General features: G+C 71.5%; 23 protein-coding genes. 11 read left to right on the forward strand and 12 right to left on the reverse strand.

Translation table 11 applies throughout. From position 1 onward, the window contains the following. The first annotated feature begins 681 nt into the window (after positions 1–681). Positions 682–852 (forward strand): hypothetical protein, encoded by a 171-nt coding sequence (locus ACIQRL_RS03005; RefSeq protein ID WP_401326212.1) that lies wholly within the window; start codon positions 682–684, stop codon positions 850–852. Between the two features lie 257 nt (positions 853–1109). On the opposite strand, the gene ACIQRL_RS03010 is transcribed toward ACIQRL_RS03005, so the two are convergent. From ACIQRL_RS03010 to ACIQRL_RS03020, 3 genes are all read right to left on the reverse strand, one after another. After that, positions 1110–2066, reverse strand: a complete 957-nt coding sequence (locus tag ACIQRL_RS03010) for a 3-oxoacyl-ACP reductase (RefSeq protein WP_401326214.1) — start codon at positions 2064–2066, stop codon at positions 1110–1112. Positions 2067–2169: 103 nt separating this feature from the next. Beyond that, on the reverse strand, positions 2170–3246 hold the full coding sequence (locus tag ACIQRL_RS03015) for a Zn-dependent alcohol dehydrogenase (protein ID WP_401326217.1): 1077 nt from the start codon (positions 3244–3246) through the stop codon (positions 2170–2172). A gap of 34 nt (positions 3247–3280) precedes the next feature. Beyond that, entirely contained in the window at positions 3281–4138 is an 858-nt protein-coding gene (locus ACIQRL_RS03020; protein WP_401326220.1) for a MaoC/PaaZ C-terminal domain-containing protein, read from the reverse strand. Between the two features lie 378 nt (positions 4139–4516). On the opposite strand from ACIQRL_RS03020, the gene ACIQRL_RS03025 reads away from it, so the two are divergent. Genes ACIQRL_RS03025 through ACIQRL_RS03035 form a run of 3 tightly spaced genes read left to right on the forward strand, consistent with a single transcriptional unit; the run spans position 4517 to position 7382 of the window. Next, the gene (locus ACIQRL_RS03025) at positions 4517–5398 is read left to right on the forward strand and encodes an ATP-binding cassette domain-containing protein (RefSeq protein WP_401328040.1); all 882 of its coding nucleotides are present in this window, start codon (positions 4517–4519) and stop codon (positions 5396–5398) included. Then, complete coding sequence (locus ACIQRL_RS03030; protein ID WP_401326222.1) at positions 5398–6117, forward strand: ABC transporter permease; 720 nt, start codon at positions 5398–5400, stop codon at positions 6115–6117. The genes ACIQRL_RS03025 and ACIQRL_RS03030 overlap by 1 nt, the downstream gene beginning before the upstream one ends. A gap of 14 nt (positions 6118–6131) precedes the next feature. Next, the gene (locus ACIQRL_RS03035) at positions 6132–7382 is read left to right on the forward strand and encodes a sensor histidine kinase (RefSeq protein ID WP_401326225.1); all 1251 of its coding nucleotides are present in this window, start codon (positions 6132–6134) and stop codon (positions 7380–7382) included. A gap of 247 nt (positions 7383–7629) precedes the next feature. On the opposite strand, the gene ACIQRL_RS03040 is transcribed toward ACIQRL_RS03035, so the two are convergent. Beyond that, positions 7630–9123, reverse strand: a complete 1494-nt coding sequence (locus ACIQRL_RS03040) for an alpha-L-arabinofuranosidase B (RefSeq protein WP_401328043.1) — start codon at positions 9121–9123, stop codon at positions 7630–7632. Positions 9124–9498: 375 nt separating this feature from the next. On the opposite strand from ACIQRL_RS03040, the gene ACIQRL_RS03045 reads away from it, so the two are divergent. Beyond that, entirely contained in the window at positions 9499–10131 is a 633-nt protein-coding gene (locus ACIQRL_RS03045) for a response regulator (RefSeq protein WP_401328046.1), read from the forward strand. Positions 10132–10226: 95 nt separating this feature from the next. Here the strand turns inward: ACIQRL_RS03045 and ACIQRL_RS03050 are convergent, their stop codons facing one another. The 5 genes from ACIQRL_RS03050 to ACIQRL_RS03070 all read right to left on the reverse strand — a co-directional run bounded on the left by ACIQRL_RS03050 (position 10227) and on the right by ACIQRL_RS03070 (position 17045). Further along, a complete protein-coding gene (locus ACIQRL_RS03050; protein ID WP_401326228.1) occupies positions 10227–11030 on the reverse strand; it encodes a hypothetical protein in 804 nt (267 codons plus the stop codon). 29 nt (positions 11031–11059) lie between these two features. Continuing rightward, positions 11060–11599, reverse strand: coding sequence for a SigE family RNA polymerase sigma factor (locus tag ACIQRL_RS03055; RefSeq protein ID WP_401326230.1), 540 nt, complete (start codon positions 11597–11599; stop codon positions 11060–11062). A 51-nt stretch (positions 11600–11650) separates the two neighbouring features. Continuing rightward, positions 11651–13084: an MFS transporter gene (locus ACIQRL_RS03060; RefSeq protein ID WP_401326233.1), complete on the reverse strand. Its 1434-nt coding sequence runs from the start codon at positions 13082–13084 to the stop codon at positions 11651–11653. A gap of 288 nt (positions 13085–13372) precedes the next feature. Further along, positions 13373–14566, reverse strand: coding sequence for a lipid-transfer protein (locus tag ACIQRL_RS03065; RefSeq protein ID WP_401328049.1), 1194 nt, complete (start codon positions 14564–14566; stop codon positions 13373–13375). Positions 14567–14582: 16 nt separating this feature from the next. Next, positions 14583–17045: an acyl-CoA dehydrogenase gene (locus ACIQRL_RS03070; RefSeq protein WP_401326236.1), complete on the reverse strand. Its 2463-nt coding sequence runs from the start codon at positions 17043–17045 to the stop codon at positions 14583–14585. Positions 17046–17338: 293 nt separating this feature from the next. Between ACIQRL_RS03070 and ACIQRL_RS03075 the strand changes: the two genes are divergently transcribed. The 6 genes from ACIQRL_RS03075 (at position 17339) to ACIQRL_RS03100 (ending at position 23581) form a co-directional block, all read left to right on the forward strand. Then, the gene (locus tag ACIQRL_RS03075) at positions 17339–19084 is read left to right on the forward strand and encodes an MFS transporter (RefSeq protein ID WP_401326239.1); all 1746 of its coding nucleotides are present in this window, start codon (positions 17339–17341) and stop codon (positions 19082–19084) included. Positions 19085–19318: 234 nt separating this feature from the next. Further along, positions 19319–19969 (forward strand): class I SAM-dependent methyltransferase, encoded by a 651-nt coding sequence (locus ACIQRL_RS03080; RefSeq protein WP_401326241.1) that lies wholly within the window; start codon positions 19319–19321, stop codon positions 19967–19969. 22 nt (positions 19970–19991) lie between these two features. Then, a complete protein-coding gene (locus ACIQRL_RS03085) occupies positions 19992–20954 on the forward strand; it encodes an N-acetylmuramoyl-L-alanine amidase (protein WP_401326244.1) in 963 nt (320 codons plus the stop codon). Positions 20955–21127: 173 nt separating this feature from the next. Next, positions 21128–21949 (forward strand): hypothetical protein, encoded by an 822-nt coding sequence (locus ACIQRL_RS03090; RefSeq protein ID WP_401326246.1) that lies wholly within the window; start codon positions 21128–21130, stop codon positions 21947–21949. Positions 21950–22063: 114 nt separating this feature from the next. After that, the gene (locus tag ACIQRL_RS03095; protein ID WP_401326249.1) at positions 22064–23074 is read left to right on the forward strand and encodes an LLM class F420-dependent oxidoreductase; all 1011 of its coding nucleotides are present in this window, start codon (positions 22064–22066) and stop codon (positions 23072–23074) included. Positions 23075–23287: 213 nt separating this feature from the next. Next, positions 23288–23581: a hypothetical protein gene (locus tag ACIQRL_RS03100; protein WP_355848663.1), complete on the forward strand. Its 294-nt coding sequence runs from the start codon at positions 23288–23290 to the stop codon at positions 23579–23581. Between the two features lie 100 nt (positions 23582–23681). Here the strand turns inward: ACIQRL_RS03100 and ACIQRL_RS03105 are convergent, their stop codons facing one another. Genes ACIQRL_RS03105 through ACIQRL_RS03115 form a run of 3 tightly spaced genes read right to left on the reverse strand, consistent with a single transcriptional unit; the run spans position 23682 to position 27000 of the window. Continuing rightward, positions 23682–24761, reverse strand: a complete 1080-nt coding sequence (locus tag ACIQRL_RS03105) for a prenyltransferase/squalene oxidase repeat-containing protein (RefSeq protein ID WP_401326252.1) — start codon at positions 24759–24761, stop codon at positions 23682–23684. Next, the gene (locus ACIQRL_RS03110; protein ID WP_401326255.1) at positions 24758–25531 is read right to left on the reverse strand and encodes a class I SAM-dependent methyltransferase; all 774 of its coding nucleotides are present in this window, start codon (positions 25529–25531) and stop codon (positions 24758–24760) included. Before ACIQRL_RS03110 ends, ACIQRL_RS03105 begins: the two co-directional genes overlap by 4 nt. Further along, complete coding sequence (locus ACIQRL_RS03115; RefSeq protein ID WP_401326257.1) at positions 25525–27000, reverse strand: glycosyltransferase family 4 protein; 1476 nt, start codon at positions 26998–27000, stop codon at positions 25525–25527. Before ACIQRL_RS03115 ends, ACIQRL_RS03110 begins: the two co-directional genes overlap by 7 nt.

The raw sequence follows: 27000 nt of genomic DNA on the forward strand, positions 1-27000 counted from the left end.
GGGACCGATGCGGGCATCGCTCGCCACACCGCGCCCCGTAACACCGCGCCCCGCACCGGTGTCGGCGGGACAACGCCCGTGGGGGCACTCCCTCCCGCCCAGCCGCTCCCGCCCGTCACGGGCCACGGCGTCCGGACCGCCCAACCGCTCCCGCCCGTCACGGGCCACGGCGTCCGGACCGCCGAACCGCTCCCGGCCGCCGCGGGCCCCGGCTCCGCGACCACCGGGCCCGGCCTCTGGACCAAGATCGCCGAAACACCCCCGCCCGGCATGAGCCTCGGCGCCAGGGCCGGTCGCGCGCTCCCGTCCGCAACGAACCTCGGGGCCGGAAGCGGGGCCGCGAGCGACAATGGGGCCGGGAACGGAAACGCCGAAGCGCTGTACGCCTTCGGTGAGTTCAGGGGCCAGGTCGCGCTGAGGCCCGCGGTGAGCCGTCCGGGGTTCGAGCCCGGACCCGCCTCGGCACTCACCGTCGGCCCGCAGGCGCCCGCGGAGTACCGGCAGGACGCCGGACCCCGGACCGCCCCGGGCGTCGGCGGAACGGGTGGCGTAGCCCACATGGACGGGACAAAAAGGGGTGACACGGGCGAAGAAACGTCACCCTCCGACTCCCGTGCGATGACCGCACGTTAGAATCCCCCGGCTGTAAAGAAGGATCTTGCATACGGGGTGAACACTTCAATGAACGACTTCAGCACCATGGAAGCACCGGGCACGGACGTCCACGAGATGTCGACGGCCCGGTCCGAAGGCCACGGCAGACACCGCGGCCCGGTCTCCGGCCACGACGACGAGGAGACCCCTCAGGGCCGCCACCGCAAGCCGTCCGGCCAGTCGGCCACGACGGCCTGAGGGCCCGTAGGGGCAGGTCGGGCAGGACATCGCCCTAGCCCGACAAGGAACGACAGAGCAACAGGCACGACGCCCAAGGACAAGACGGCCGGCAGACACAACGGCCCGACGGACCCCACGGCACGCGGAAGCGGCATACGGCCCCGCTCGCACCACTTGGGTTCCTGTGGTGCGAGCGGGGCCGTATGCCGTGGGGAGCCCGCGGCACTGTCTGCCGCGACTCGCGCACTCTCCCCTGTCCACCGACGGTCGGCTGCTCAGCGGGAAGAGCCCGCACCGTCCCGCTTGAGCCCCAGCACCTCCGCCGCCGCGAACGTCTCGCCGCTCGGCCGGTCCGCGTAGTACGGGGTGAGCAGCGCGTCGAGTTCGTCGTGGCTGAACGTGTCCTGCTTGCTGTCGAACTTCGCGGCCACCCGGGGCCGTTCGACGACCGCGACCATGCCACCGTGCACCACGAGGAGCTGGCCGTTGACGTGCGCGGCGGCGGGTGAGGCCAAGTAGCCGACGAGCGGGGCGACATGCTCGGGGGCCAGCGGGTCGAGACCGACCTCGGGGAGTCCGAATCCGGCGAAGACGTCCTCCGTCATACGGGTCCGGGCGCGCGGGCAGATGACGTTCGCCGTGACGCCGTACTTGGCGAGCGCCAGCGCCGTCGAGGTGGTCAGACCGACGATCCCGCCTTTCGCGGCCGCGTAGTTGGGCTGTCCGGCGGATCCTGCGAGGAACGCCTCCGAGGAGGTGTTCACGATCCGCCCGTAGACGGGTCCGTCGGCCGCCTTGGAGCGGGCCCGCCAGTGCGCGGACGCGAAGTGGGTGGTGTTGAAATGGCCTTTGAGGTGCACCCTGATGACGGAGTCCCACTCGTCCTCGGTCATCGAGAAGACCATCCGGTCACGCAGGATGCCCGCGTTGTTGACGAGGATGTCCAGTTTCCCGTACGACTCGACGGCCGACTCGACGAGTTCGCGGGCCTGTTCGTGGTCGGCGACGTCCCCGGTGTGGGCGACGGCCCGGCCGCCCGCCGTACGGATCTCGGCGGCGACCTCTTCGGCCGGGGTGGCCGAGGCCTCTCCCGAGCCGTCCCGTCCGGGCTGCCCGTAGTCGTTGACGACGACGGCCGCGCCCAGCCGGCCGAGTTCCAGCGCCTCGGCCCGGCCGAGCCCGCGGCCCGCGCCGGTGACGATCGCGGTGAGCCCTTCAAGTGGCAGTGACATCAAGGTCCTTAACGGTTGTCGTGGAGGTCCTCGGCCGTGGTCGTGAAGGTCAGCGGGGACGGGAGTCCTCAGCGGCCGTGGGAACCCTGGACGGTCGCGGGTGTCAGATCTCGATGCACGTCCGCAGCGCGGTGCCCGAACGCATCTGGTCGAGGGCCTCGTTGATCTCGGCCAGCGGCACCCGGTGGGTGATCAGGCCGGCGAGGTCGATGCGGCCCGCGCGCCACAGGGCGATCGTGCGCTCGTAGGAACGAAGGACGTCCCCGCCGCCGTACATGGAGGGCAGGATGCGCTTCTCGTCGAAGAACAGCTCGAACATGTTGAGCTGGAGGAAGTCGTCCATGGCGCCGGCTCCGACGACGACGAGGGTGCCGCCGCGGCGGGTGTGGTCGTAGGCGGTGCGCGCGGTGGCGGACTTGCCGACGACCTCGAAGACGTAGTCGAAGCCCTCCCCCGCGGTCACCGACTGCTTGGCGTCGGCGAGTTCGTCGGGCGAGACCGCCTTGGTGGCGCCGAAGCCGAGCGCGGCCTCCCGGCGCGAGGCGACCGGGTCGACGGCGACGATCTCGGCGGCCCCCTTGAGCCGGGCGCCCTGGATCGCGGAGATGCCGACGCCTCCGCAGCCGATGACCGCGACCGACGAACCGGCTTCCACGTCGGCGGTGTTGAGGGCGGCGCCGAGTCCGGTGGTGACGCCGCAGCCGATCAGCGCGGCGATGTCGAAGGGCACGTCGTCGGGGATGGGGACCGCGCAGCCCGCGTCGACGACCACCTCCTCGGCGAAGGTGCCGGTGCCGGCGAAGCCGAAGACGGCACCACCGGGGCGCTTGAAGTTGGGGGTGCCCGCGTTCATGAACCCGGCCAGGCACAGTTCCGTCTGGCCGCGCTTGCAGGCGGGACAGGCGCCGCAGGCCGGGAGCCAGCAGATGACGACCCGGTCGCCGGGCTTCACGTGCGTGACCCCGTCGCCGACTTCGGTGATCTCGCCGGCGCCCTCGTGTCCTGGCACGAACGGCGCGGGCTGCGGCAGGACGCCGTTCATCGCGGACAGGTCCGAATGGCACAGCCCGGTGGCCCGCACCCGGATGCGCACCTTGCCGGGTCCGAAGCCCACCGCCTCGACGTCGTCGAGGACTTCGAGTTTGTCCTGGCCTATCTCGTGCTGTACGGCTGCGCGCATGGTGCGGCTCCCCTCAGGACGGTTCGTGCGAGTGTCAGGCGTGATCGACGACGGTGTCGGCGAGGACCGGCGCGTCGTCCCGTTCGACCGCGCTCACCGCCACCTGGACCCGGCCGTCCCGACGCCACATCCGGATGCGCAGGGTCTCGCCGGGGTAGACGACTCCGGCGAACCGGGTGGTGTACGAGCGGACGCGGGTCACATCGCCGCCGAGCAGGGTGTCGACGACGGCCTTGAGCGTCATGCCGTACGTGCACAGCCCGTGCAGGATCGGCCGGTCGAATCCGGCGAGCTTGGCGAACTCGGGGTCGGCGTGCAGGGGGTTCCGGTCTCCGGAGAGCCGGTAGAGCAGGGCCTGGTCCTCGCGGATCGGGCGTTCGACGGTTCTGTCCGGCGGTCCCGTCGGCGCTTCGAGACGGGCGCTGGGGCCGCGGTCGCCGCCCCAGCCGCCTTCGCCCCGTACGAAGATCTGGGCGTCGTTCGTCCACAACGGGCCCTCGGCGTCGGCCACTTCGGTGCGCATGACGAGGACGGCGGCCTTGCCCTTGTCGTAGACCGCGGCGATGCGCCCGCTGGCGGTCGCCGTGCCCTCGGCGGGGATCGGGCGGTGCAGTCGGACGGTCTGGCCGCCGTGCAGGACGCGGGCGAGGTCGACGTCGACGCCGGGCATGGAGAGGCCGCTGATCACGCCCGGTGAGCCGGCGCCCGCGACGGTGGCGAAGCTCGGCAGGACGTGCAGCCTGGATTCGAGGGTGTAGCGCAGCTCGTCGGGATCGGTCGCGGGGACGCCCGCGCCCAGGCCCAGGTGGTAGAGCTGGACGTCCTTGGGGGTCCAGGCGATCTCTCCGGTCCGCGGTTCCGCTGCGACGGCCTTGGCGGCGTCAATGGGCATGTGGCTCCTGACTCGACTGCGCGAAAGACCTCGGTGCGGCCGTCCGCACCGTCGGCCGCACCGAGGTCGACACTGGGCCGTGGAACCCGCTCGTTCTAGAACGCGTTCCAGTCCGGCGACCCCTTGTATAGCCCAGCGCCCAATACTTGTGAAGACTACTGACGCCATGTCAGATCAAGCCGTCGCGGCGGCCTGCCGCGGGAACGCGCCGCGGCGGGTGGCCGTGACATTTGTCCCGGCCGATCGCCGACAAGTGCATCTGCCGGAGCACCCGCCCGGACCCCTAGCGTCGTTCCCATGACACAGACGGCGGGGAACACCGCGGGGACGGCGGCGGAAACGCCGGAGAGGCCGGGGACGGCGGGGGCACCGCCGGCCGTGTCCTTCAGGGGCGCGGTCAAGACCTTCGGCGACGTGCGCGCCGTGGCCGGTCTCGACCTCGACGTGGCGCCCGGCGAGACGGTGGCGCTGCTGGGCCGCAACGGCGCGGGCAAGTCGACGGCGATCTCGCTGCTGCTCGGCCTGAACGAGCCGGACGAGGGTTCGGTCGCGCTCTTCGGCGGCCGCCCGGAGGAATCGGTGCGCGCCGGACGGGTCGGCGCGATGCTCCAGGACACCCGGCCGGTGCCGCGGGTCACCGTGCGCGAGCTGGTCTCCTTCGTGGCGGGGCGCTATCCGGCGCCGCTTCTGGTGGCCGAGGCGCTGCGGCTCGCGGGCATCCCGGAGCTGGCCGGGCGGCGCGTCGACCGGCTGTCCGGCGGGCAGGCACAGCGGGTGCGGTTCGCGGTGGCGCTCGCCGGGAACCCGGCGCTGATCGTGCTCGACGAGCCGACCGCCGCGCTCGACGTGGAGGCACGGCACGCGTTCTGGGAGTCGATGCGGGCCTACGCCCGGCGCGGCCACACGGTGCTCTTCTCCACGCACTATCTGGAGGAGGCCGACGCGCACGCCGACCGGATCGTCGTCATCGATCGGGGGCGGATCGTCGCGAACGGGACCGGCGAGGAGCTCAAGCGGTCGGCGGGCGGCAATCTGGTCTCCTTCGACCTGGCGGGGCGCGGCGCGGAGGGCCTGGCGCTGCTGCCCGGTGTGGTGGCCGTGGAGGTGCGCGGGGAGCGGGCCCGGCTGCGTACGGACGACTCGGACGCGACGGTGGTCGCGCTGGCCGAACGGGGCGCGATACGCGGCCTTGAGGTTGTCCCCGCGTCCCTGGACGACGCGTTCATGGCCCTCACCTCACGCGCTCGGGAGACGGTGTGATGTTCGACTATCTGCGGCTCGAAGTGCGCCGGACGCTGCGCGACACCGGCTTCGTGATCGGCGGTGTCGCGATGCCGGTGATGATGTACCTGCTGTTCACCAACCTCGGCGGTGGCGACGACGGCGCGTGGAGGACCGCGTCGATGGTCGGCATGGCCGCGTACGGCGCGGTCGGCTCGGCGCTGAACACCGGCGGCGGGGTCGCCGAGGACAAGGTGACCGGCTGGCTGCGGCAGCTCCGGGTGACCCCGATGACCCCGCGCCAGGTGGTGCTGGGGCGGGCGCTGACCGGTTCGGTGACCGTGCTGCCCGCGATCGTCACGGTGCTGGCGGCCGGCGGGCTGGTCAACGGCGTACGGCTGGACGCCTGGCAGTGGGCCGCGACGGCCGTGCTGCTGTGGCTCGGCTCGGTCCCCTTCACCCTGCTGGGCCTCGGCAACGGCTACCGGATGACCGCGCAGACCACGGGTGTCGCGAACATGGTGTGCAATCTGGGGCTCGCGGTGGTCGGCGGCCTGTGGTTCCCGCTCGCCCTCTTCCCCGGCTGGCTGCGCTCGGTATCGGCGTTCACGCCCACGAACCGCTTCGCGCAGCTCGGTGTGTCGGTCACCGAGGGCCGGGCGCCGGGCCTCGGAGCGGTGGCGGTGCTGACCGCCTGGCTGCTGGTGTTCGGTTCGTACGCTGTGGTCTCGTACCGTCGATCCGCCCGAACCGTCTGAACGGGGAGCTGGACATGCCCTTGATGAGAAGCATCGGCTGCCAGGTCAGCGGGTGGCGGGCCGAACGGGCGCGCTGGAAGGCCGACATGGAGCGGTTCAAGGCCGAGCAGCGGGGCGCGCGGGCGAGCGGCGGCGAGATGCCGGAGAACCCGGGCCCGCCGCCGACGGGCTTCGCGCTGCTGCCGTGGCTGCTGCTGGGGATGGGCGCCTTCTCCAACCTCTTCCAGGGCAGGACACCGCAGCCCTGGATCGGCGGTCTGGGCCTGCTGGTCTTCAACTCCCTCTACATCTACGTGACGTTCCGCGCGTTCGTGAAGACGGCGCGGGAGGCCCGTTCGACCCGGGTGGCGCTCGTCCTGATGGGTGTGGTCACCTGCGCGCTGGCCCTCGGGTACGGCGGGAGCTGGCTGTACTTCTTCCCGCTGCTCGGGCTGGCCACCGGGGCGGTGCTGCGCGGCCCCTGGCTCGGGAAGATCGGCCTCGGTCTGACGGCACTCGCCGCTGCGGTCTCCGCCGTCCGGGCGGGCTGGGACGCGGTGAACATCGCCTACGGCACGTTCCTGTCCACGATGGTGACGGCCGCGATTCTCTCGCTCTCCGAGGCGGTACGTGAACTGCGCGAGGCCCGCGAGGAGTTGGCGCGCCGGGCGGTCGAGAAGGAACGGATGCGGTTCTCCCGCGACCTGCACGATCTGCTCGGGCACACGCTTTCGGTCATCGTGGTGAAGTCGGAGGCGGCCCGCAGGCTGGCCCCGCGCGACCTGGACGCGGCGCTCGTCCAGGTCACGGACATCGAGTCGGTCGGCCGGCAGGCCCTGACGGAGATCCGCGAGGCGGTCACCGGGTATCGCGAGGGCAGCCTCGCCACGGAGCTGGACCGCGCCCGTTCGGCGCTGTCCGCGGCGCGGGTGGAACCGGTCGTACGGCAGTCCGGGCCGCCGCTCGTCCCGCAGACCGAGGCGCTGCTCGGCTGGGTGCTCCGCGAGGCGGTCACCAACGTCGTGCGCCACAGTGACGCGACCCGCTGCGAGATCACCGTCGACGGCACCCCGGACCTGGTCCGTCTGACCGTCTCGGACAACGGCACGGACTCCTCCCCGGCCGAGCCGGTGCCGGGCATCGGCGGCACCGGCCTCAAGGGCCTCACCGAACGCCTCGCCACGGCGGGCGGCTCCCTGCGGGCAGGACGGACTCCGCGCGGCGGCTTCGAGGTGCGGGCCGAACTCCCGGTGGAAGCGGCCGACTTGACGGAGGCGTCGATCTGAAGGACGGCCACCGCGGGTGGCCGCCAACGGTTTCGTGACCGGTGTCGTCCTCGACTGCACCGGCGGGGCCAACCTGTCCGCGGGCCGCTGACACCCTCCCCCGTCGGGCGGCACCGGCCCGACGGGTCCGACGGAACACCGCGCGGCGGCGGGCGGACCCCTGCGGGCCGACCCGCCGCCGCACGGCGGCCGTAGGTCACCACCGAACTCCCGTGGAGAGCGGCGGACTTGACCTGTCCGTCCCGGGCTACGGCGCCCAGGGAGCCGTGACCACCCAGCTCACGTCGTCCGTCCACGAGGTGGCGCTGTCGAAGGCGTTCGAGCCGCCGTTACTCGCTATATAGACGTTGTAGTTGTAGTGCCTGATGTATCTCGTCGGGTAGTTGTACGACGCGAACGAGGTCCCCGTCCCGCTCTTCCCGGTCCCCGCGCAGAACGTGGCGTCCTGTCTGAACTGCGCGGTGCCGACCATGGGTTGCCTGAGGAGCTGGTAGTTGTAGTGCCGCAGGAAGTCACCCGGGTAGTTCCGTGACTCGAAGGAATAGCAGGAACTGTCGGCGAGGCCCCTGCGGACGATCCAGGTGGCGTCGCTCTTGTCGAGCGCCGAACTGCTCGACGTGATCGCTGAGACGACCGCCGCGTTGGCCTGGTGGCGGATGTAGTCGGTCGTGCAGCACGAGGTGGTCGCGCGCAGCGAGATCTCCGAACCGGCCGTCAGCGAGCCGCTGCTGCCGGTCGCGGCGCCGTATCCGACCGAGACGATGTTCGACTGCACCGAGGCGTCGGCCGCGTCCGTCGGGATGCCGGAGGTCATGACGCCCTCGAAGAAGGACCCGATGGAACCGTTGCTGTTGTCTCCGCCGGTGCCCAGGACGATCGCGCCCTCCTGGTGCATGGGCGAGTAGCCACTGGTGGTGGGTTCAGCCCCGGAATAGGTGGTCGTGAGACTGCCCGATTGGGCATTGCCGTATTTCAGCGCGAAATGGTCCTGACCGTTGTTTTTCAGCAAAGCGGTCACGAACGGCATCGCCCCGGTACCGGTGTTCGCCGTGTTCTTGCTGTATCCGGAGTCCGACTGGAACAGCCCGTTCTCCAGGTCGGCCTGCACCCACGGGCCCTGGCCGTAGCAGGGCGAGAACCAGCACTCGGTGCCGAAGTTGATCGCGTCCATGTGGCCGTTGCCGGTGTCCTTGTTGTTCGTCTCGGCGTTGCCGTAGTCGAAGCAGCAGCTGCCGTTGACATGGGTGCCGGAGGTCACCATGTACATCCCCTCGGCCGCCCCGTTGACGGCCACGCCCGAGGTGGAGTTGTCCCGGTAGCCCATGCCCGCCGAGATCTCCAGGCCGTAGACCTGATGGCCGCCCGCCGTCACCGGAAGGGCGTCCGCGGGCGCCCCGACATCGGCCGCGCCCGCCCCGCCCGCGCCCTCGACGGTGAGGTCGTTGTGGCGCGCGGACTGGTCGTAGATCTTCGTGATGATGCAGGTGGTACCGGTACAGAAGGAGTCCTGCGCAGCCGCGTTCGCGTACCCGCCGGCGGCCAGGAGACCGATGTTCGCGGTGGCGCTGTCGGAGGCGCGCTGCACCTGGTAGAGCGAGCCGCTGTACGACGTGTAGAGCGCTCTGACGAGACTGTGCGCGGCGACGCAGGGGGTGCCCGCGGTGGCGTAGATGTCGCAGGGGAGTGACCCCGCGGCGCTGGCCTGCGGCGAGCCTACGGCGAGCGCGACGACGGCGACCATCACCGACAGCACGGCCAGGGCCGCGCTTCTGAGACGCCGCAAGGGCGCTAAGGATGACAACACGGTGCACCTCTTCCGTTCCTGGTAGGACAGTGCGGGTGCCTGGTCGAGATACCGGACGGCGTTCGATCGAAATACCGAACCAATTCCCGGTCGAAATGCCGAACGTTTGCGAAAATCGACCCGGCTCAGGAATTACAAAGGGGAGCGCTGAATTCCGAGGCGATTATTTGCCCGCAGCCGTGGACCGTCAAGACTCGCGGACTCGAACGAGGACGTTTTTTTATCGCCCCACCGCGGCCCCGGGCCCAGCCTCCGCCGCGCAGACCGCGGCCGGCCGGGACCTGTGCGCCTTACGCTTGCCCCGTGAACGAGATGCCCCAGGATCACCGGCCCGCCAAGTCCATCCGTGTCCTGCTCGCCGAGGACCAGGGAATGATGCGCGGGGCACTCGCTCTGCTGCTCGGGATGGAACCGGACATCGAGGTGGTCGCGCAGGTGTCCGCCGGGGACGAGATCGTGGACACTGCGCTGATCAGCCGGCCCGATGTGGCGTTGCTGGACATCGAATTGCCGGGGAAGAGCGGGCTGGACGCCGCCGCCGAACTGCGTCAGCAGGCGCCCGACTGCCGGGTGCTGATCCTCACCACCTTCGGCCGCCCCGGATATCTGCGGCGGGCCATGGAGGCTGGGGCCGCCGGGTTCCTGGTCAAGGACGGGCCGGTGGAGGAACTGGCCGAGGCGATCCGGCGGGTGCTGACCGGGGAGACCGTCATCGATCCGGCCCTCGCCGCCGCCGCGCTGAGCGCCGGGCCCAATCCGCTCACCGCCCGCGAGTGCGACGTACTCAAGGCCTCGGTGGACGGCGCCACCGTCGCCGACATCGCCGGCAAGCTGCACCTCTCCGAATCGACCGTCCGCAACTACCTCTCCTCCGCCATCGGCAAGACGGCCACCCGCAACCGCATGGAGGCGATGCGGGAGGCCCGCCAACAGGGTTGGCTGTAGGGCCTGTTCGTCCGGCACCACGCGGGGGATCACCCGGGTGGCCGCCGCCGGGTCCGGCGACGGCCACCCGCCAGGTCACTCCTCGTCCGCCGCCGCTACCTCGTCACCTTCGCCGTCCCGGATGTGTAGTGCTTGCCCTCCGGCGCCAAGCACAGGAACCAGTTCGGCTGGGAGCCGTCCACCGGCCTGATCACCGCGTGGGACGCGAGGTCCGTCTCCGGAGCGGCCTTCCCGGCCTTCATCGTCGTGCCGTCGTCCCAGGAGCAGGTGACCTCCCGGGCGGTCGGGGCGACCTTGCCGATCACGAGCCGCTGAGACATGTCAGACGAAGCGGCGTCGAACCTCAGCGGGGCCGAAGCGGACTCGAGGTCCGTGCCCGAGTACGAGTCGCCCTTCTCGACCGCCCCGTCCAGCAGCGTCATCCCACCGGCGTCCCCCGCGTGGAGGCGGACGAAGACCCAGCCCCTGCCGACGAGGTCCGAGGCGACTTCCGTGCCCGTCGGCGTGAGGGCGTACTCGCTCATCTTGGACCGCTGGTACTGCGCCTCCATCCCGTTCTTCGGCGCCCCCCAGACGATGACCTCGACACTCCACTCTTTGCCGTGCTCGGTCCCGCGCGCCACGGTGGTCGCCTGCGGCTCGTACACATGCCGCTTCTCGGGCGTCGACGGCACGGTGACGGCCGGAACGGCCTTCCTGCCGTCGCTCTCCGTACCCCCCGCCAGCGCCAGTGTCCCCGTGGAACCCGCGATGACCAGGGCCGCCGCCGCGGCCATCGCCCAGCGGCGCGCCTTGCGGCGGCGGCCGCCGCGCAGCACCGCCTGGTAGGGGGCTATGCCGATCTCGACCCCGTCCGCCGCCTCGGCCAGCAGGAAGGCGATGTCCGTTTCCGTCGCCATGCCGTGATTCGTCTCCCGGTTCGCGCTCATCACTTCCGACCTCCCTGCGTCACCGTGTCCGCCAGGCCCGGTATGACACGGAGTTTCGCGATCCCCTTGGCCGCGTTGCTCTTCACGGCGCCCACCGAGCAGCCCATCGCCTCGGCCGCCTGGCTCTCGCTCAGGTCCTCCCAGTAGCGAAGGACCACCGCCTGGCGCTGGCGCGGCGGCAGTTGGGCGAGCGCCGTGATCAGGGCGCCGCGGTCGTCGGCGCGGGCGATCGGGTCACCGCTGTCGGGAACCTCTCGCGCCAGCCCCGAGTCGTCCTTCGGCGCCAGGAACTCCTTGAGTTTTCTGCGGTGTTTGCGAGCGTGCGCGTTGATCATCACGCGCCGCACATACGCCTCCGGTTCGTCGGCCGAGCCGACCCTGCGCCAGGCCACGTACACCTGCTCCAGAGTCGTCTGGACCAGGTCCTCCGCGGCGTGCTGCTCCCCCGTCAGGAGAAATGCCGTACGCATCAGCCGCGGCCAGCGGCCGACGACGAAGCTCTGGAACTCCTCGCCCCGAGCCTGTTTCCGATCCCCCATGAGCACCTCCTAGATGTTTTAAGGAGTCCGCGAGCATCGGATTTCGTTGCCTCACCGCCGCGAGATTCTCGGCGGCGAGACACTCCGCGGCAGCCAGACGAACATCAGCACCGCCCCGGCCAGCAGCATCACCCCGCTGACGCGGAACGCCAGCGCGTACCCCGCGGTCAGTGCCGCTCCCGAGGTACCTCCCCCCGTACGGGCCGCCGCGATCGTGAACATGACCGCGAGTCCCAGCGAACCGCCCATCACCCGTGAGGTGTTGACCAGGCCCGACACCAGCCCCGCATCCTCCGGCGCCGCACCCGAGGTCGCCAGCGCGGCCAGCGGCGTCGCGGCCAGGCCCGCGCCGGCCATCATCAGGATGCCCGGGAGCAGGATCGCCGTGAGGTACCGGCCGTCCGCCGTCATGGTCGACTGCCAGCCAAAGCCGGCCGCGGCCAGGAGGGTGCCGAGGACCGCCACCTCGCGCGCCCCGACGACCGGCATCAGGCGCGGCGCCGACTTCGAGCCGACGACCACCGCCAGCGAGCTCGGCACCACGGCGAGGCCCGCGCCCAGCGGCGAGTAGCCGAGCACGTTCTGCGCGTACAGCGTCATGAAGAACCACATGCAGAACATCGCGGAGCCGGAGACGAACATGGCCGTGTTCGCCGAGGACACCGACCGCAGCCGCAGCAGTTTCAGCGGCATCAGCGGCGCCCCGGTCCGCGCCTCGACGGCCAGGAAGGCCCCGATGAGAGCCGCGCCCGCGCCCAGCGGCACCAGCGTCGCCGCCGCCGTCCAGCCCTCGGTCTCCGTCTGCACGATCCCGTACGCCAGGGTCGCGAGGCCCGCCGTCACCAGGAGCGCGCCCGGCAGGTCGAGCCGCCGCCCGTCCCCGGCCCGGCTCTCCACCAGCCAGCGCGCCGCGCCGGCCAGCACGACCGCGCCGACGGGCACGTTGATGAGGAGCACCCAGCGCCACGACAACCCGTCGACCAGGAGTCCGCCGACGAGTCCGCCCGCCGCGCCGCCCCCGGCGCCGACGGCGGTCCAGGTCGCGATGGCCCGCGCGCGTGCGGCGCCCTCCGGGACGGACGACGTCAGGATCGTCAGGGTCGAGGGCGCGAGAACGGCGGCCCCCAGTCCCTGCGCGGCCCGGGCGAGCAGCAGTTGGGTGCCTTCCTGAGCGAGGCCGCCGCCGGCCGAGGCGAGCGTGAAGAGCGCGAGGCCCACCAGGAACATCCGCTTGCGCCCGTACAGGTCCCCGGCCCGGCCGCCGAGGAGCATGAACCCGGCGAAGGCGATCGAGTAGGCGTTCACCACCCATTGCAGCCCCGGCCCGCTCAGCCCCAGGTCGGTCCGCATGGACGGCAGGGCCACGTTGACGACGGACACGTCCAGGACGACCAGGAACTGTCCGGCACACGCGAGTGCGATCACCACCCAGGTGGGTGGGGCGGTACGGGCGCCTGTCCGGGTGTCTTCAGCGGCTCGGAGCATGGGTGTCATGCTCTCAACCGGCTCACGCTCCTTGCATCAGGATTTCGACGCAGGCGAGCGTGCGCCACTGGTCCTAGGACCAGTGGCGGGTGAGCAGACACCAGGGAACAGGAACCAGGGCCGCCAGCCGCTGCCGTCGGCGGTGGCCCGCGCAGCTCGGCGTCGACTCGGCGCCGGACCCGCGTCAGGTCGGCGTAGAGTCCGCGTCGGGTCCGCGTCGGGCCCGCGTCAGGTCGGTGTCGGGCCCGCGTCAGGTCGGCGCCGGGTCGGCTGAAGCCCGGTGTCCGCTCAGGCCCCCGCGCGCAGCAGCGTGACCACCGCCGCGCCGCCCAGTCCGATGTTGTGGGCCAGCCCGACCCGCGCCCCCGGCACCTGCCGCGCTTCGGCCTCTCCCCTCAACTGCCACACCAGCTCGGCCACCTGGGCGATTCCGGTCGCTCCCAGCGGATGCCCTTTGGAGATCAGGCCTCCGGAGGGGTTCACCACCCAGCGTCCGCCGTACGTCGTCGCCCCCGACTCGACGAGTTCGCCCGACTCCCCCTCCCCGCACATGCCGAGCGCCTCGTAGGTCAGCAGTTCGTTGATCGAGAAGCAGTCGTGGAGTTCCACGACGTCCACGTCCTCGATGCCGAGTCCGGAGCGTTCGTACACCTGGCGCGCGGCCTCCCGCGACATCGACTGTCCGACGACGTCGATGCAGGAGCCGGAGGCGAAGGACTCCTCGGTGTCGGTGGTCATCGACTGGGCGACGATTTCGACCGCCCTGTCCTCCAACGCGTGCCGCTCGACGAACCGTTCGGACACGACGACCGCGGCGGCCGCTCCGTCCGACGTGGGCGAGCACTGGAGTCTGGTCAGCGGCCGGTGCACGGCCTTGGCGGCGAGGATCTCGTCGACCGAGTACGCGTCCTGGAACTGGGCGTACGGATTGTGCGCCGAGTGGCGGTGGTTCTTGGCGCCGACGGCCGCGAGCTGGGCCTCCGTCGTGCCGTACCGCTCCATGTGCTCGCGAGCCGCGTCGCCGAAGATCTGCGCCGTGGGCGGGGACATCTCGAAGCCGTGCCGGGCGGCCATGATCCCGTAGTGCCGGGCGACGGGTGACGTCGAGAAGTCCCCGCTGTCCGCGCCCGATCCGAGCGCCCCCCGCTTCATCTTCTCGAAGCCGAGCGCGAGCACGCAGTCGGAGATACCGCCCGTCACGAACTGCCGGGCCAGCATCAACGCGCTCGCCCCGGTGGCACAGTTGTTGTTCACGTTGTAGACGGGGACACCGGTCAGGCCGAGTTCGTAGGCGGCGCGCTGACCGGCGGCAGAGGCCTGGAAGCAGTAGCCGACGGGCACCTGCTCCACCTCCGCGTACGAGATCCCGGCGTCGGCGAGGGCGTTGGAGCCGGCCTCCCGGACCATGTCCCAGTACTGCCACTCCCGGGTCTCGGGCTTCTCGAACCTGGTCATACCGACACCGACTACGTACGTCTTCATGGCGGTCATGGCGCTCCTAGTCCCGTGGCAGGCCGAGGATGCGCTCGGCGACGACGTTGAGCTGGACCTGCGTGGTGCCGCCCGCGATGGTCAGACAGCGGGAGAGCAGGAATCCGTGCACGGCCCGCTCGCCCGGTCCCTCGCACAACGCGCCTGCGGGGCCGAGGAGTTCGAGTCCGAGTTCGGCGACCTTCTGCTGGTGCGCGGTCTGCACCAGCTTCCGGACGGAGGCGCCCGCGCCCGGTTCCACGCCGGAGACCTGGCGGAGGGTGGTGCGCAGCGTGATGCAGGCCAGGGCGTGCGCCTCGGCGAGCAGCGCTCCGAGCCGGGAGCCGTCCACGTCGGCCGGTATCAGTGCCTCCAGGCCGGTGTCGAAGGTCAACTGGTCGGCCATGTGGACGCGTTCGTTGCCGAGCGTGTTGCGGGCGACCCGCCAGCCGTCGTCGACCTCTCCGACGACCGCGTCCGCGGGCAGCAGCACGTCGTCGAACCAGACCTCGTTGAAGAGGGAGTCCCCGGTGATCTCCTTCAGGGGGCGGATGTCGATGCCGTCCGTGTTCTTCATGTCGACGACGAAGTAGGTGAGCCCCTTGTGCTTGGGCGCGGCCGGGTTCGTCCGGGCGAGGAGGATTCCGTGGTCGGCCCACTGGGCCGCGCTCGTCCACACCTTCTGCCCGTTGATCCGCCACCGCCCGTCGGCCGTGCGCTCGGCGCGGGTCCGCAGCGAGGCGAGGTCGGATCCGGCACCCGGTTCGGAGAAGAGCTGGCACCACAGGAGGTCGCCGCGCAGGGTGGGCAGCAGATAGCGCTCCTGTTGCGGCCCGGTGCCGTAGGCGATGAGGGACGGTACGACCCAGGTCGCGATCCCCAGATCACTGATCCGCACCCCGGCCGCCGACAACGCCTGCTGTACGGCCAGTTGCTGGACGGGTCCCGCGCCGAGTCCGTACGGCGGCGGAAGGTGCGGGGCGGCGTAGCCGGTGGGCGCCAGCGTCCGGCGGGCGGCCGCCGGTCCGAGCCCGCGCGCCCGGTCGATCACCTCACGGGCCTCGGCCCGGTACCCGGACGCCTCCGGCGGCAGTTCCAGGCGCAGTTCCCGCCGTACGCCGTCCCGTGCCAGCCGCGCGGCCCCGCGCAGATGTCCGCTCCCGGCGCCGAGCAACTGCCGTGCCACCAGGGCCCTGCGCAGATAGAGGTGGGCGTCGTGCTCCCAGGTGAATCCGATGCCGCCGAGGATCTGGACGCAGTCCTTGACGCAGGAGCAGGCGACGTCGAGGGCGGTACCGGCGGCGAGGGAGGCCACCAACTCCCGTACGGCGGAAGACTCCTGCACACCGGACGACTCCCGTCTACCGGACGACTCCCGTCTACCGGACGCCTCACGTCTGCCGGACAGCTCCCGCCTGTCGGACGGCTCCTGTCCGGCGCGCGCCGCGTCCCAGGTGAGCGCCCGCGCCTGTTCCAGCCGTACCAGCATGTCGGCGCACAGGTGCTTCACGCCCTGGAAGTGCCCGATGGGCCGGCCGAACTGTTCGCGGACCTTCGCGTGCCCGGCGGCGGTCTCCAGCGCCCAGGACGCGGTGCCGCAGGCGTCCGCGGCGAGGACGACGGCGGCGAGGTCCCGGACCAGCATCGGGTCGACCGCGAGGACGCGGTCGGCGGGGACCCGCACCCCTTCCGCCCGTACCTCGGCGGTCGCCCGCGTAGGATCGGCGCTCTCGTGCGGCCGGACGACGAGATCGTCGGCGTCCACGGCCAGCCAGAGAGTGCCGCCGGACGCGCCGCCTCCGTCCGACACCACGTCGGCGCCGACGCCGGACCAGCCGCCCTCTCCCCTCGGCACGGCACCACCTGTCGGCGTTTCCGCTCCCGCGCAGGCACCACCGCCGGGCGGCGTGCCCCCTCCCACCGCCAGGTCTCCGCCGGACTCCGTCCCCCCGTCGCGGGCCGCCGCCAGCACGAGCACGTCCGCGTCGGCGCCGGACAGCACGGGCGGCGCCGTCCCGTCGAGCACGTAGCCGCCGTCCACCGCCACGGCCGTCAGGGAGCCCGCGCCGAACGCGACGGCGCCGATGCGCTCCCCGCACCCCAGCGCCCGTACGAGATCGCCGCGCCCGGACGTGTGGGCGAGATCACCACGCCCCGACACCCGTACCGGATCGCCCGTTTCGCGAAGAACCTCCGCCGCCAGGACCGCCGACGCCAGGACGCTCGCCGCGAACGGTCCCGGCAGTGCGGCCCGCGCGGCCTCCTCCACGACGACGGCGAGGTCGACCAGGTCTCCGCCGCCACCGCCGTACACCTCGGGAAGGTGCACGGCGAGGAGCCCCTGGGCGGCGAGCGCGTCCCAGAACGGAGGTCTGCCGCTGCCCGGGGCGTCCAGGAGCTTGCGAACCTCCTCGGCCGGCACGGCGCGGGCGATCCAGCCGCGTACGGCCTCGGCCAGCTCCCGCTGCTCCGGCGTGACCGCGATGCCCATGCGTGCCTCCCCAAAGGCCCAAGGTGCGTGGATCCGCGCCAGACTAGAACACGTTTCATTCTGACGGTAGGTCAGATACCCATGGATCGGTCAAGAATTCGTTAGTACGCCGAAGCACCGGAATAGTTGCCCGGGCGCACCGGGTTCCCCCTGCACGTATCCCGCGCGGATCACCCGACCGACGTCTCCGTGTCCCCATGGATCACCCGACCGAGCGTCCCCGCTTCCGCACGGATCACCCCCCTCACTTCTCTCTCGAGAGCTCCTTTCTTACGGCCTGGAGGCCCCCCGTAATGACGCACACGACGACCGGCCAGCCCGCACGGAGTCCGAGCGGCGCGACCGTGCCCGTGCTCGCCTTCGCGGGCATCGTGGTCGCGGTGATGCAGACCCTGCTCGTCCCGGTCATCAAGGACCTGCCGACGCTGCTGGGGACCTCGCCCAGCAACGCCACCTGGGTCCTGACCTCGACGCTGCTCTCGGGCGCCGTGGCCACACCGATCATGGGCCGCCTCGGCGACCTCTTCGGCAAGCGGCGCATGCTGCTCACCAGCCTGGCCGTGATGGTGGTCGGCGCCCTGATCAGCGCGCTCACCAGCGCCCTGGTGCCGATGATCGTGGGCCGTTCGCTCCAGGGCTTCGCGATGGGCGCGATCCCGCTCGGCATCGGCCTGATGCGCGACATGCTGCCCCGCGAGAAGCTCGGCTCGGCGATGGCCCTGATGAGCTCCTCGATCGGCGTCGGCGGCGGACTCGCGCTGCCCGCCGCGGCCCTCGTCGCACAGCACACCGACTGGCACGCCCTCTTCTACGGCGCCGCCGGCCTCGGTGTCCTCTCCATCGTCCTCACCCTCCTCGTCGTGCCGGAGTCCCCGATGCGCGCCGAGGGCACCTTCGACGTGCTGGGCGCGATAGGCCTGTCCGCCGGGCTCGTACTCTTCCTGCTGCCGATCACCAAGGGCAGCGACTGGGGCTGGACCGCGCCCACCACGCTCGGCCTGTTCGGCGCGTCGGTCGCCGTGCTCCTGCTGTGGGGGGTGATGGAGCTGCGCCTGAAGGCTCCGCTGGTCGACCTGCGCACCACGGCCCGCCCCGCGGTCCTCTTCACCAACCTCGCCTCGATCATGGTCGGCGTCTCCTTCTACGTCGTCTCGCTGGTCCTGCCGCAGCTTCTCCAGCTCCCGACGTCGACCGGCTACGGCCTCGGCCAGTCGATGGTGAAGGCGGGTCTGCTCGTCGCGCCGCTCGGCCTGACGATGATGTTCACCGCGCCGGTGTACGCCCGGCTGTCGGCGAAGTACGGCCCGAAGGTCACCCTGATCATCGGCATGGTGATCATCGGGATCGGCTACGGCGCGGGCCTCGGCCTGATGAACGCCGCCTGGCAGTCCCTGGTCATCGCGGTGGTCCTGGGCGCGGGCATCGGCCTCGCCTACTCCTCGCTGCCCGCCCTGATCGTCGGCTCCGTCCCGGCCTCGGAGACGGGCGCGGCCAACGGCCTGAACACCCTGATGCGCTCCATCGGCACGTCCGTGTCGAGCGCCGTCATCGGCATGGTGCTCGCCAACACGGCGAACCACGTCGGCGGGGTCGCGGTCCCCACCATGCACGGCTTCCGGGTGTCCTTCCTCATCGCCACGGGCGCGGTCGCGGTCGGCCTGCTCATGGCGCTGTTCCTGCCGGGCCGCCCCCCGGCCACCAAGACCCAGCTGCGCGCCAGCAGCGAGGAGGACGCGGCGATGGAGCGGGCGCACGAGGTGCTCGGCGGCTTCCGCGGCCGGGTCCTGAACGCCGACGGCGACCCGGTCGCCCGTGCCAAGGTCACCCTGATCGACCGGCGCGGCCGTCAGGCGGGCGCCACCCACTCCGCCGAGGACGGCAGCTACGCGCTCGCCGTGCCGGCCCAGGGCGCGTACGTGCTGGCCGCACGGGCCGCCGGCCACGGTCCGCTCGCCTCGTCTGCGACGCACGCGGGCGACGACCGGCCGATCGCCCTCGACCTGTCCCTCCCGGGCGAGAACGCCGAGGTCACCGCCTGACCCCCGGACCCGCCCCGGAGTGATCATCGACACCCCCGTCGCCCACGCGGCGGGGGTGTGGTGCACCATGGGGCGGCCAGGGACCCGTACACCCGGTTCGTTCACACCGGATGCCGGCACCCGAGGCAGCTACCCGATGTCCGCGCAGGACGTCCGCGCGGCCCGCTGTTCCGCGCGGACAGGCGCGCCGGACGGACGTACGCACCCGCTGTTCGCACCGATGGAGGAGACCCCATGCCCGCGGCACCCAAGCCCGAGATCCTCGCCGCCTTCGAGGCCGCGAAGGGGTTCATGCCGAGGGGTGAGGGACTCGCGCTGTACGAGGCCGCCGTCGAGGCCGGACGGCTCGGGCTGCCGCTCCTGGAGGTAGGCACCTACTGCGGCCGTTCCACGATCCTGCTCGCCGACGCGGCGCGCGAGGCCGGGGTGACCGCGATCACGGTCGACCACCACCGGGGCAGCGAGGAACAGCAGCCGGGCTGGGAGTACCACGACGCGTCCACGGTCGATCCGGAGATCGGCCTGATGGACACGCTCCCCACCTTCCGCCGCACGCTCCACCGGGCGGGCCTGGAGGACCACGTGGTCGCGCTCGTCGGCCGCTCGCCGCAGATCGCCGCGTTCTGGGGCACGCCCCTCGGTCTCGTCTTCATCGACGGCGGCCACACCGACGAACACGCGAGCGGCGACTACGAGGGCTGGGCCCCGCATGTCGCCGAGGGCGGCCTCCTCGTCATCCACGACGTGTTCCCGGACCCCGCCGACGAGTTCACCGGCCAGGCCCCCTACCGCGTCTACCTCCGGGCCCTGGAATCGGGCGCGTTCACCGAGATCGCGGTGACGGACTCGCTGCGCGTCCTGCGGCGAACCGGAGCAGGGATCTGAGGGCCCGGTTAGAGTCGCTGACGTGTCGTACGTAGGCCCTGACTTCGATCCGCCCCAGCAGCCGCGCCGTTTCCGGCGCGGGCCGCTCACCGTCGCGCTCGCCGCGCTCGTACCGGGCGCGCTGGCCGGCTGGCTGGTGTACCAGGCCGTGGGAGACGATTCGGGGGGCGGGTCCGACCGGGCCGCTCCCGGGTCGTCGTCCTCCGCGCCGGGCTCCCCCACCGCGCGGACGTCCGCCTCGGCGGCGGGCGACGGCAAGCCGAGTGCGTCGTCGGCCCCGCCGCCGTCCTCCTCGGCGCCCGCCGCCTCCGGCTCCCTCAAGGGCAAGGTCATCGTCATCGACCCGGGGCACAACCCGAGCAACTTCCAGCACACGTCCGAGATCAACCGCAAGGTGGACATCGGAACGAACTGGAAGGAGTGCGACACGACCGGTACGTCGACCAACGCGGGTTACACGGAAGCCCGGTTCACCCTCGACGTCGCGCACCGGATGCGGGCGATCCTCGAGAAGCAGGGCGCCACGGTGAAGTTGACCCAGGACGGCGACCGCTCGTTCGGCCCCTGCGTGGACGAGCGCGCCCGCATCGGCAACGCGGCGCACGCGGACGCGGTCGTGTCCATCCACGCCGACGGATCGGCGACCGGCAACCGGGGTTTCCACGTGATCCTCCCGGCGTCGGTGCACGCGGACGCCGCCGACACCCGCCCGATCGTCGCCGCCTCCCGCGACTTGGGCGAGCGCATCGCGGGCCTGTTCGTCCGCGAGACCGGCAGCGCGCCCTCCAACTACGTCGGCGACGGCACCGGACTGGTGGTCCGGAAGGACCTCGGCGGTCTCAATCTGTCAACGGTTCCCAAGGTGTTCATCGAGTGCGGCAACATGCGCGATAGCAAGGACGCTGCGCTGCTCACCAGTGGCGCGTGGCGAGAGAAGGCGGCACGGGGGATCTCTGAAGGAATCGTTGGTTTCCTGCACGGGTAGTGATCTACGGTCCCAACCCGGCGGACACCCTGATCGTCCGGGCGATAGTGTCGTCCGTACGATGAAGGGCCCACCCCCGCGCTTCACACCGAGTCCCGACGGCGGCAGCATGACGGCGACACGGTGAACAGCGGTGCCTCACCGACGACGAGACGACTGACGAAGGACCTGAAGTGAATATCCGCTCCCTCACTCGAGGCGACGGCGTGGTGATCGGAGCAGCGGTGTTGCTGTTCATCGCGTCGTTCCTGCAGCTCTACACTGTTTCCGCGTTCAACCTGGACACGAACGCCTGGGACAACCTCGGCGAAGGCCTCGGCATCTACATGGGCGGGGTCATCGGCGCTGCCCTGATCGTCGTCAACCGCTGTCTGCCGCAGCCTCGCAAGGTTCTCGGGCTCGACCTGGGCACGGTCGGCGTGGCGTTCACAGTTCTCGTCGCATGGACCCTGTTCTGGTCTCTCGTGGACGTCGGGGCCGGCGCCAGCGCCGCCGCCGGGCTCATCCTCGGCTTCATCGCCGCACTCGCCCTGGCCGGCGCGGCCGTCGCGACCCCGCTCGTCCCCGCTCTCAAGGTCGCCCTCGTCGGCGCCCCGAAGCCCGTCGCCCCCCAGCCCTACGGCGGTCAGCCGCAGGGTGGTTACGGGTACCCGGGGGCCTCGCAGCCGGGGCAGCCGAGTCAGCCTGGTCAGCAGCAGCCCTACGGTGCTCAGCCGTCGCAGCCGGGGCAGCCGGGGCAGCCGTTCGGCGCGCAGCCGAGCCAGCCGCCGGTGCCGCAGACGCAGATGCCGGCTCAGGACTTCTCGCCGTTCTGGTTCGCCGTACCGGTCGCGCGTCCGCTGTTCTCGGAGGACGGCGCGCAGGCGCCGATCGCCGAACTGGCCCCGGGTACTTGGTACCTGGCCGTCGAGCAGCGCGGTGCGACCCTGGTGGCGCAGACGCAGGACGGCCGTCGCGGTGTGCTTCAGGACACCTCGGGGATCCAGCGCGGCTGACTCGTCGACGTCGCAGCGACGGCCCCTCGCCCTTTCCGGCGGGGGGCCGTTGTCGTACAGTCGCAGCACCGGCAGGAACTGACGGAGCGTCAGAACACCGCTTCTGGAGGCGACATGCGGCTCGGTCTCGCGCTCGGCTACTGGGGGCGCGGTCCCTCGGCGGACCATGTACCGCTCGCCCAGGAGGCGGAGCGGCTCGGCTATCACTCGGTGTGGACCGCCGAGTCCTGGGGCTCGGACGCGTTCACCCCGCTCACCTGGATCGCCGCGCACACCACGCGCATCCAACTCGGCACGGCGATCGCGCAGATGGCCGCCCGCTCCCCCACCACGACCGCGATGCACGCGCTCACCCTCGACCATCTCTCCGGCGGGCGCATGATGCTCGGGCTCGGACTGTCGGGACCTCAGGTCGTCGAGGGCTGGTACGGGCGGCCGTTCCCGAAGTCGCCGCTGACCGCGACCCGGGAGTACGTCGATGTCGTACGCCAGGTCCTCAGGCGCGAGGGGCCCGTCGAACTGGACGGACGCTTCCACTCCCACCCGTACCGGGGCGCGGACGGCACGGGGCTCGGCAAGGCGCTGAAGCCGATCACCCACCCGCTGCGGGCCGGACTGCCGCTGCTGCTCGGGGCGGAGGGCCCGAAGAACATCGCGCAGACGACCCGGATCGCCGACGGCTGGCTGCCGCTGTACTGGTCGCCGACGCGCCCTCAGGCGTACGAGGCCTCGCTCGCCGACCTGCCCGAGGGCTTCCTGGTGGCGCCGATGGCCCGCGCGCACGTCTGTGACGACGTCACAGAGGGGTTGTTCCCGGTCAAGGCGATGCTCGGCTTCTACATCGGCGGGATGGGGCACGCGGCCCGCAACTTCCACGCCGATCTGATGGCCCGGATGGGCTTCGAAGAGGAGGCCCGCAGGGTCCAGCGGCTGTTCCTCGAAGGACGCCGGGAGGAGGCCGTAATGGCCGTGCCGGACGCCTTCGCGGACGAGATCTCGCTGGTCGGACCGCGTGAACGCATCGCCGAGCGACTGGAGTTGTGGCGCAAGGGCCCGGTGACCGACCTGCTGGTCCTGTCCCCGGACCCCCGCACGCTCCGCGTACTGGCCGAGCTGAACTCGTAGGACCGGATCTCAGGCCCGGGGTCCGCCGCGAGTCCTCCGGGGTCCGCCGGACCTGACCAGCCTCCGCCGAGCCGGGACGCCGACGGCACCTTGTCCCTCACCTCGGCGCCCGCGCTCTTCCCGGGAGCCTCACCCGGCCCCGGCCCCGGCTGCGGCGCCAGTTGGGAGAACCCGTTCAGGTTTCATCCAGGATCGACGGGCAACCCGCTCGACATGTCCCCTAGATATCGCAACGGCTCGAATCAGGCGGGGACGGTCATCGCGATCGTCGCGGATGTTATGGCCGTCATCCTCGGTCTCTGGATTCTGATGTATCTGCTCGACGCCAACCGTGGCAACGACCTCGTGCAGTTCATCCACAACACGGCGAGCTGGCTGGCCGGCTGGTCACGTGACCTGTTCACCTTCGACAAGGCATGGGCACGCGTCGTCGCCGGCTACGGTCTCGCCGCCGTCGTCTACCTGTTCCTGGGCCACGCGATCGCCAACCGCATGCACCGGCACTGACGACCCGCGGCACCCGGGAAAGTCCAGGTACGAATCGTCCGGACGGTCCCTTTCCTCTGGACCATCCGGATGGTCCAGAGGAAAGGGACCGTCCGGACCTTCAGCGGGTCTGGGTGCAGCAGTCCGGGTCCAGGCCGCTAGGAAGGCGCTCGCCGCCGAAGACCGCGCAGGTGGGCTCGTCGCCGCCCAGTGCGGCGACCGCCAGCAGCAGGGAGCCCGCCGTCCAGGTGGTGAGCTCCTCGGGCCAGATCGCCTGATCCTCGAAGACATAGCCCGTCCAGTACAGACCGGTCTTCGGATCGCGCAGGTGCTGGATCGACTGGAGGATCTCCAGGGCGCGGTCGGACTCGCCCACCGCCCAGAGCGCTAGGGCGAGTTCGGCCGATTCGCCACCGGTGACCCACGGGTTGGGAACCACGCAGCGCACCCCGAAACCGGGCACCACGAAACGGTCCCAGCCCTCCTCGATACGGGACTTGGCCTCGACGCCCGTCAACGCGCCGCCGAGTACCGGGTAGTACCAGTCCATGGAGTAGCGGTCCTTGTCGAGGAACCGCTCCGGGTGGCGCCGGATCGCGTGTCGCAGCGCGCCGACCGCCAACTCCCAGTCGGGCTGCGGCTCTTCCCGCTGCTCGGCGATGGCGAGCGCGCACCGCAGCGCGTGGTGGACCGAGGAACTCCCGGTCAGCAGCGCGTCGTCGACGGCGGTCCCGTCCGCCTCACGCTTCCAGCCGATCTGCCCGCCGGGCTGCTGGAGCCGCAGCACGAACTCCACGGCCGCGAAGACGACGGGCCACATGCGGTCCAGGAACACGTCGTCCCCGGTCGCCAGGTAGTGGTGCCAGACGCCCACCGCGATGTACGCGCAGAAGTTGGTCTCCCGGCTGCGGTCGGTGACGTCCTCGAAGTCCCCGTCGGCGTACGCCGCGTACCAGGAGCCGTCCTCGTTCTGATGCCGTGCCAGCCACGCGTAGGCGCGCTCGGCGGGCTCGTGCTCCCCGGCCGCGTCGAGCGCCATGGCGGCCTCGATGTGGTCCCACGGGTCGAGATGGTGGCCTCGGAACCACGGGATGGCTCCGTCGGGGCGCTGCACCGCGAGGATTCCGCGCACCGTGACGGCGGCCTCCTCGGCGGTGAGGACCCCGGGCAGGACGAGATGTTCTGTCCGGGGAGTGGTCACGTGGCGTCCGCCTCGGGAGCGGTCGTCGCGGAATCCGTCGCGCCGGCGAGCTTCGGCAGGTGCGGCTTGGTCGCGTACGCCACGAAGCTCTTGCCGATCAGCGGGTTCAGCGCCTGTTCGACGACCCGGGTGGCCAGCGGTTTCTTCATGATGTCCCAGACCAGCAGCTTGTGGTACGCCCGCACGGGCAGCGCCTTGTCGTTGTCGACGCCGAACGCGCACTTCAGCCACCAGTACGGCGAGTGCAGCGCGTGCGCGTGGTGCGAGCCGTAGGGCCGCAGGCCGGCCTCGCGGATCTTCGCGAGCAGTTCGTCCGCCTTGTAGATGCGGATGTGGCCGCCCTCGACCTCGTGGTAGGCGTCGGACAGCGACCAGCAGACCTTCTCCGGCCCGTAGCGCGGCACGGTGACGGCGATACGGCCGCCCGGCCTGAGCACGCGGACCATCTCGGCGAGGACGCCCTTGTCGTCCGGGATGTGCTCCATGACCTCGGAGATGATCACGACGTCGAACGACTCGTCGGGGAAGGGCAGCGCGAGCGCGTCGCCCTCCATGGCCGTCGCGGTGGCCCCGGCGGGCGCCTCCCCGGCCTCCTTCATCGCCGCGAACCACTTCGCGACCTCGCGGATCTCCTCGCCGTTCTGGTCCAGCGCCACGACCTGCGCGCCGCGCCGGTAGCACTCGAACGCGTGCCGGCCGGCACCGCATCCGAGGTCCAGCACGCGGTCGCCCGGGGCGATCGGGAACCGGGAGAAGTCGACGGTCAGCACGTGGCCCTGCTTTCGCGGTTGGCTGCAACTAGTTCTTCGGCGGCGAGAGTCTCTTCCGCGGCCTCGGAGCGGTCGGGGCCCGGGGTCGCCGAGAGACCGGCGCCCGGCGCGCCGCCGCGCCCGTCGGTACCCGCGGCGGAGGCGGCCCCGCGCGAGCGGAGCCGGGACGCGGGGAGGGCCATCGCCTCACGGTAGTGGGCCACCGTGCCCTCGGCCGCCCTGGCCCAGGTGAAGCGCGTGAGGACGCGCTCGCGCCCGGCGGAGCCGAGCCGGGCCCGGAGTCCGGGGTCGCCGAGGAGCCGGGTCAGGGCCGCCGCCAGCGCCCCCGAGTCGCCCGTCGGGACCGCGAGGCAGGTCTCGCCGTCGGGTCCGGCGACCTCCGGGATCGCTCCGCCGGTGGTGGCCACCAGGGGCGTCCCCGTGGCCATCGCCTCGGCGGCGGGCAGCGAGAAGCCTTCGTAGAGAGACGGCACGCAGGCGACTTCGGCCGAGCGGACGAGGTCGACGAGTTCGGCGTCGGAGATGCCCTTGACGAACTCGACGGCGCCGCCGAGGCCGTATCGCTCGATCGCCTGGGCGACCGGCCCGTCCTCGGCGCGCCTGCCGACGACCACGAGGTGCGCGCCCGGGTGTTCGGTGCGCACCTTCGCGAGCGCCTCGACGAGGAACACCAGACCCTTGAGCGGCACGTCCGCGCTGGACGTGGTGACGATGCGGCCCGGCACCTGGGGTACGGACGGATCCGGCGAGAAGAGGTCGGTGTCCGCGCCGATGTGGACGACGTGGACGCGGTCCCGCTCGACGCGCAGATGGTCGACGATCTCCTGGCGGGAGGTGCCGGAGACGGTGAGCACGGAGGGCAGCCGGCGGGCGACGCGCTTCTGCATACGGGTGAAGGCGTACCAGCGGCGGACGGAGGCCCGGCGCTTCCATCCCTGTGCGGCGTCCAGCTCCAGCTGCCGGTCGACGGTGATGGGGTGGTGGATGGTGGTCACCAGCGGGGCACCCACATCCCCCAACAGGCCGTAGCCGAGGGTCTGGTTGTCGTGGATGACGTCGAACTCGCCGCTCCGGGCCCGCAGATGACGTCGGGCACGCAGCGAGAAAGTCAGCGGTTCGGGGAAGCCGCCGGTCCACATCGTGCCGACCTCGAGCGCGTCGATCCAGTCCCGGTACTCGTCGCGGGCGGGGGTGCGGAAGGGGTCGGGCTGGCGGTACAGGTCGAGGCTGGGCAGCTCGGTGAGGCTCAGCCCGGGAAGGCCCTCGTCGAGGACGGGGTAGGGCTGGGAGCCGATGACCTCGACGCGATGGCCGAGGCGGGCGAGTTCGCGCGAGAGGTGCCGTACGTACACACCCTGGCCGCCGCAGAACGGGTTTCCCTTGTACGTGAGGAGCGCGATGCGCAGGGGTCGGTCCCCGTCGGCAGCCGCACCCTTACCGGGGCCCGCCTCCATGGCCTCAGCGGTCAC

Origin of the sequence: Streptomyces sp. NPDC091209, from assembly GCF_044757755.1 — a bacterium.
In the GTDB taxonomy this organism is placed as follows: domain Bacteria; phylum Actinomycetota; class Actinomycetes; order Streptomycetales; family Streptomycetaceae; genus Streptomyces.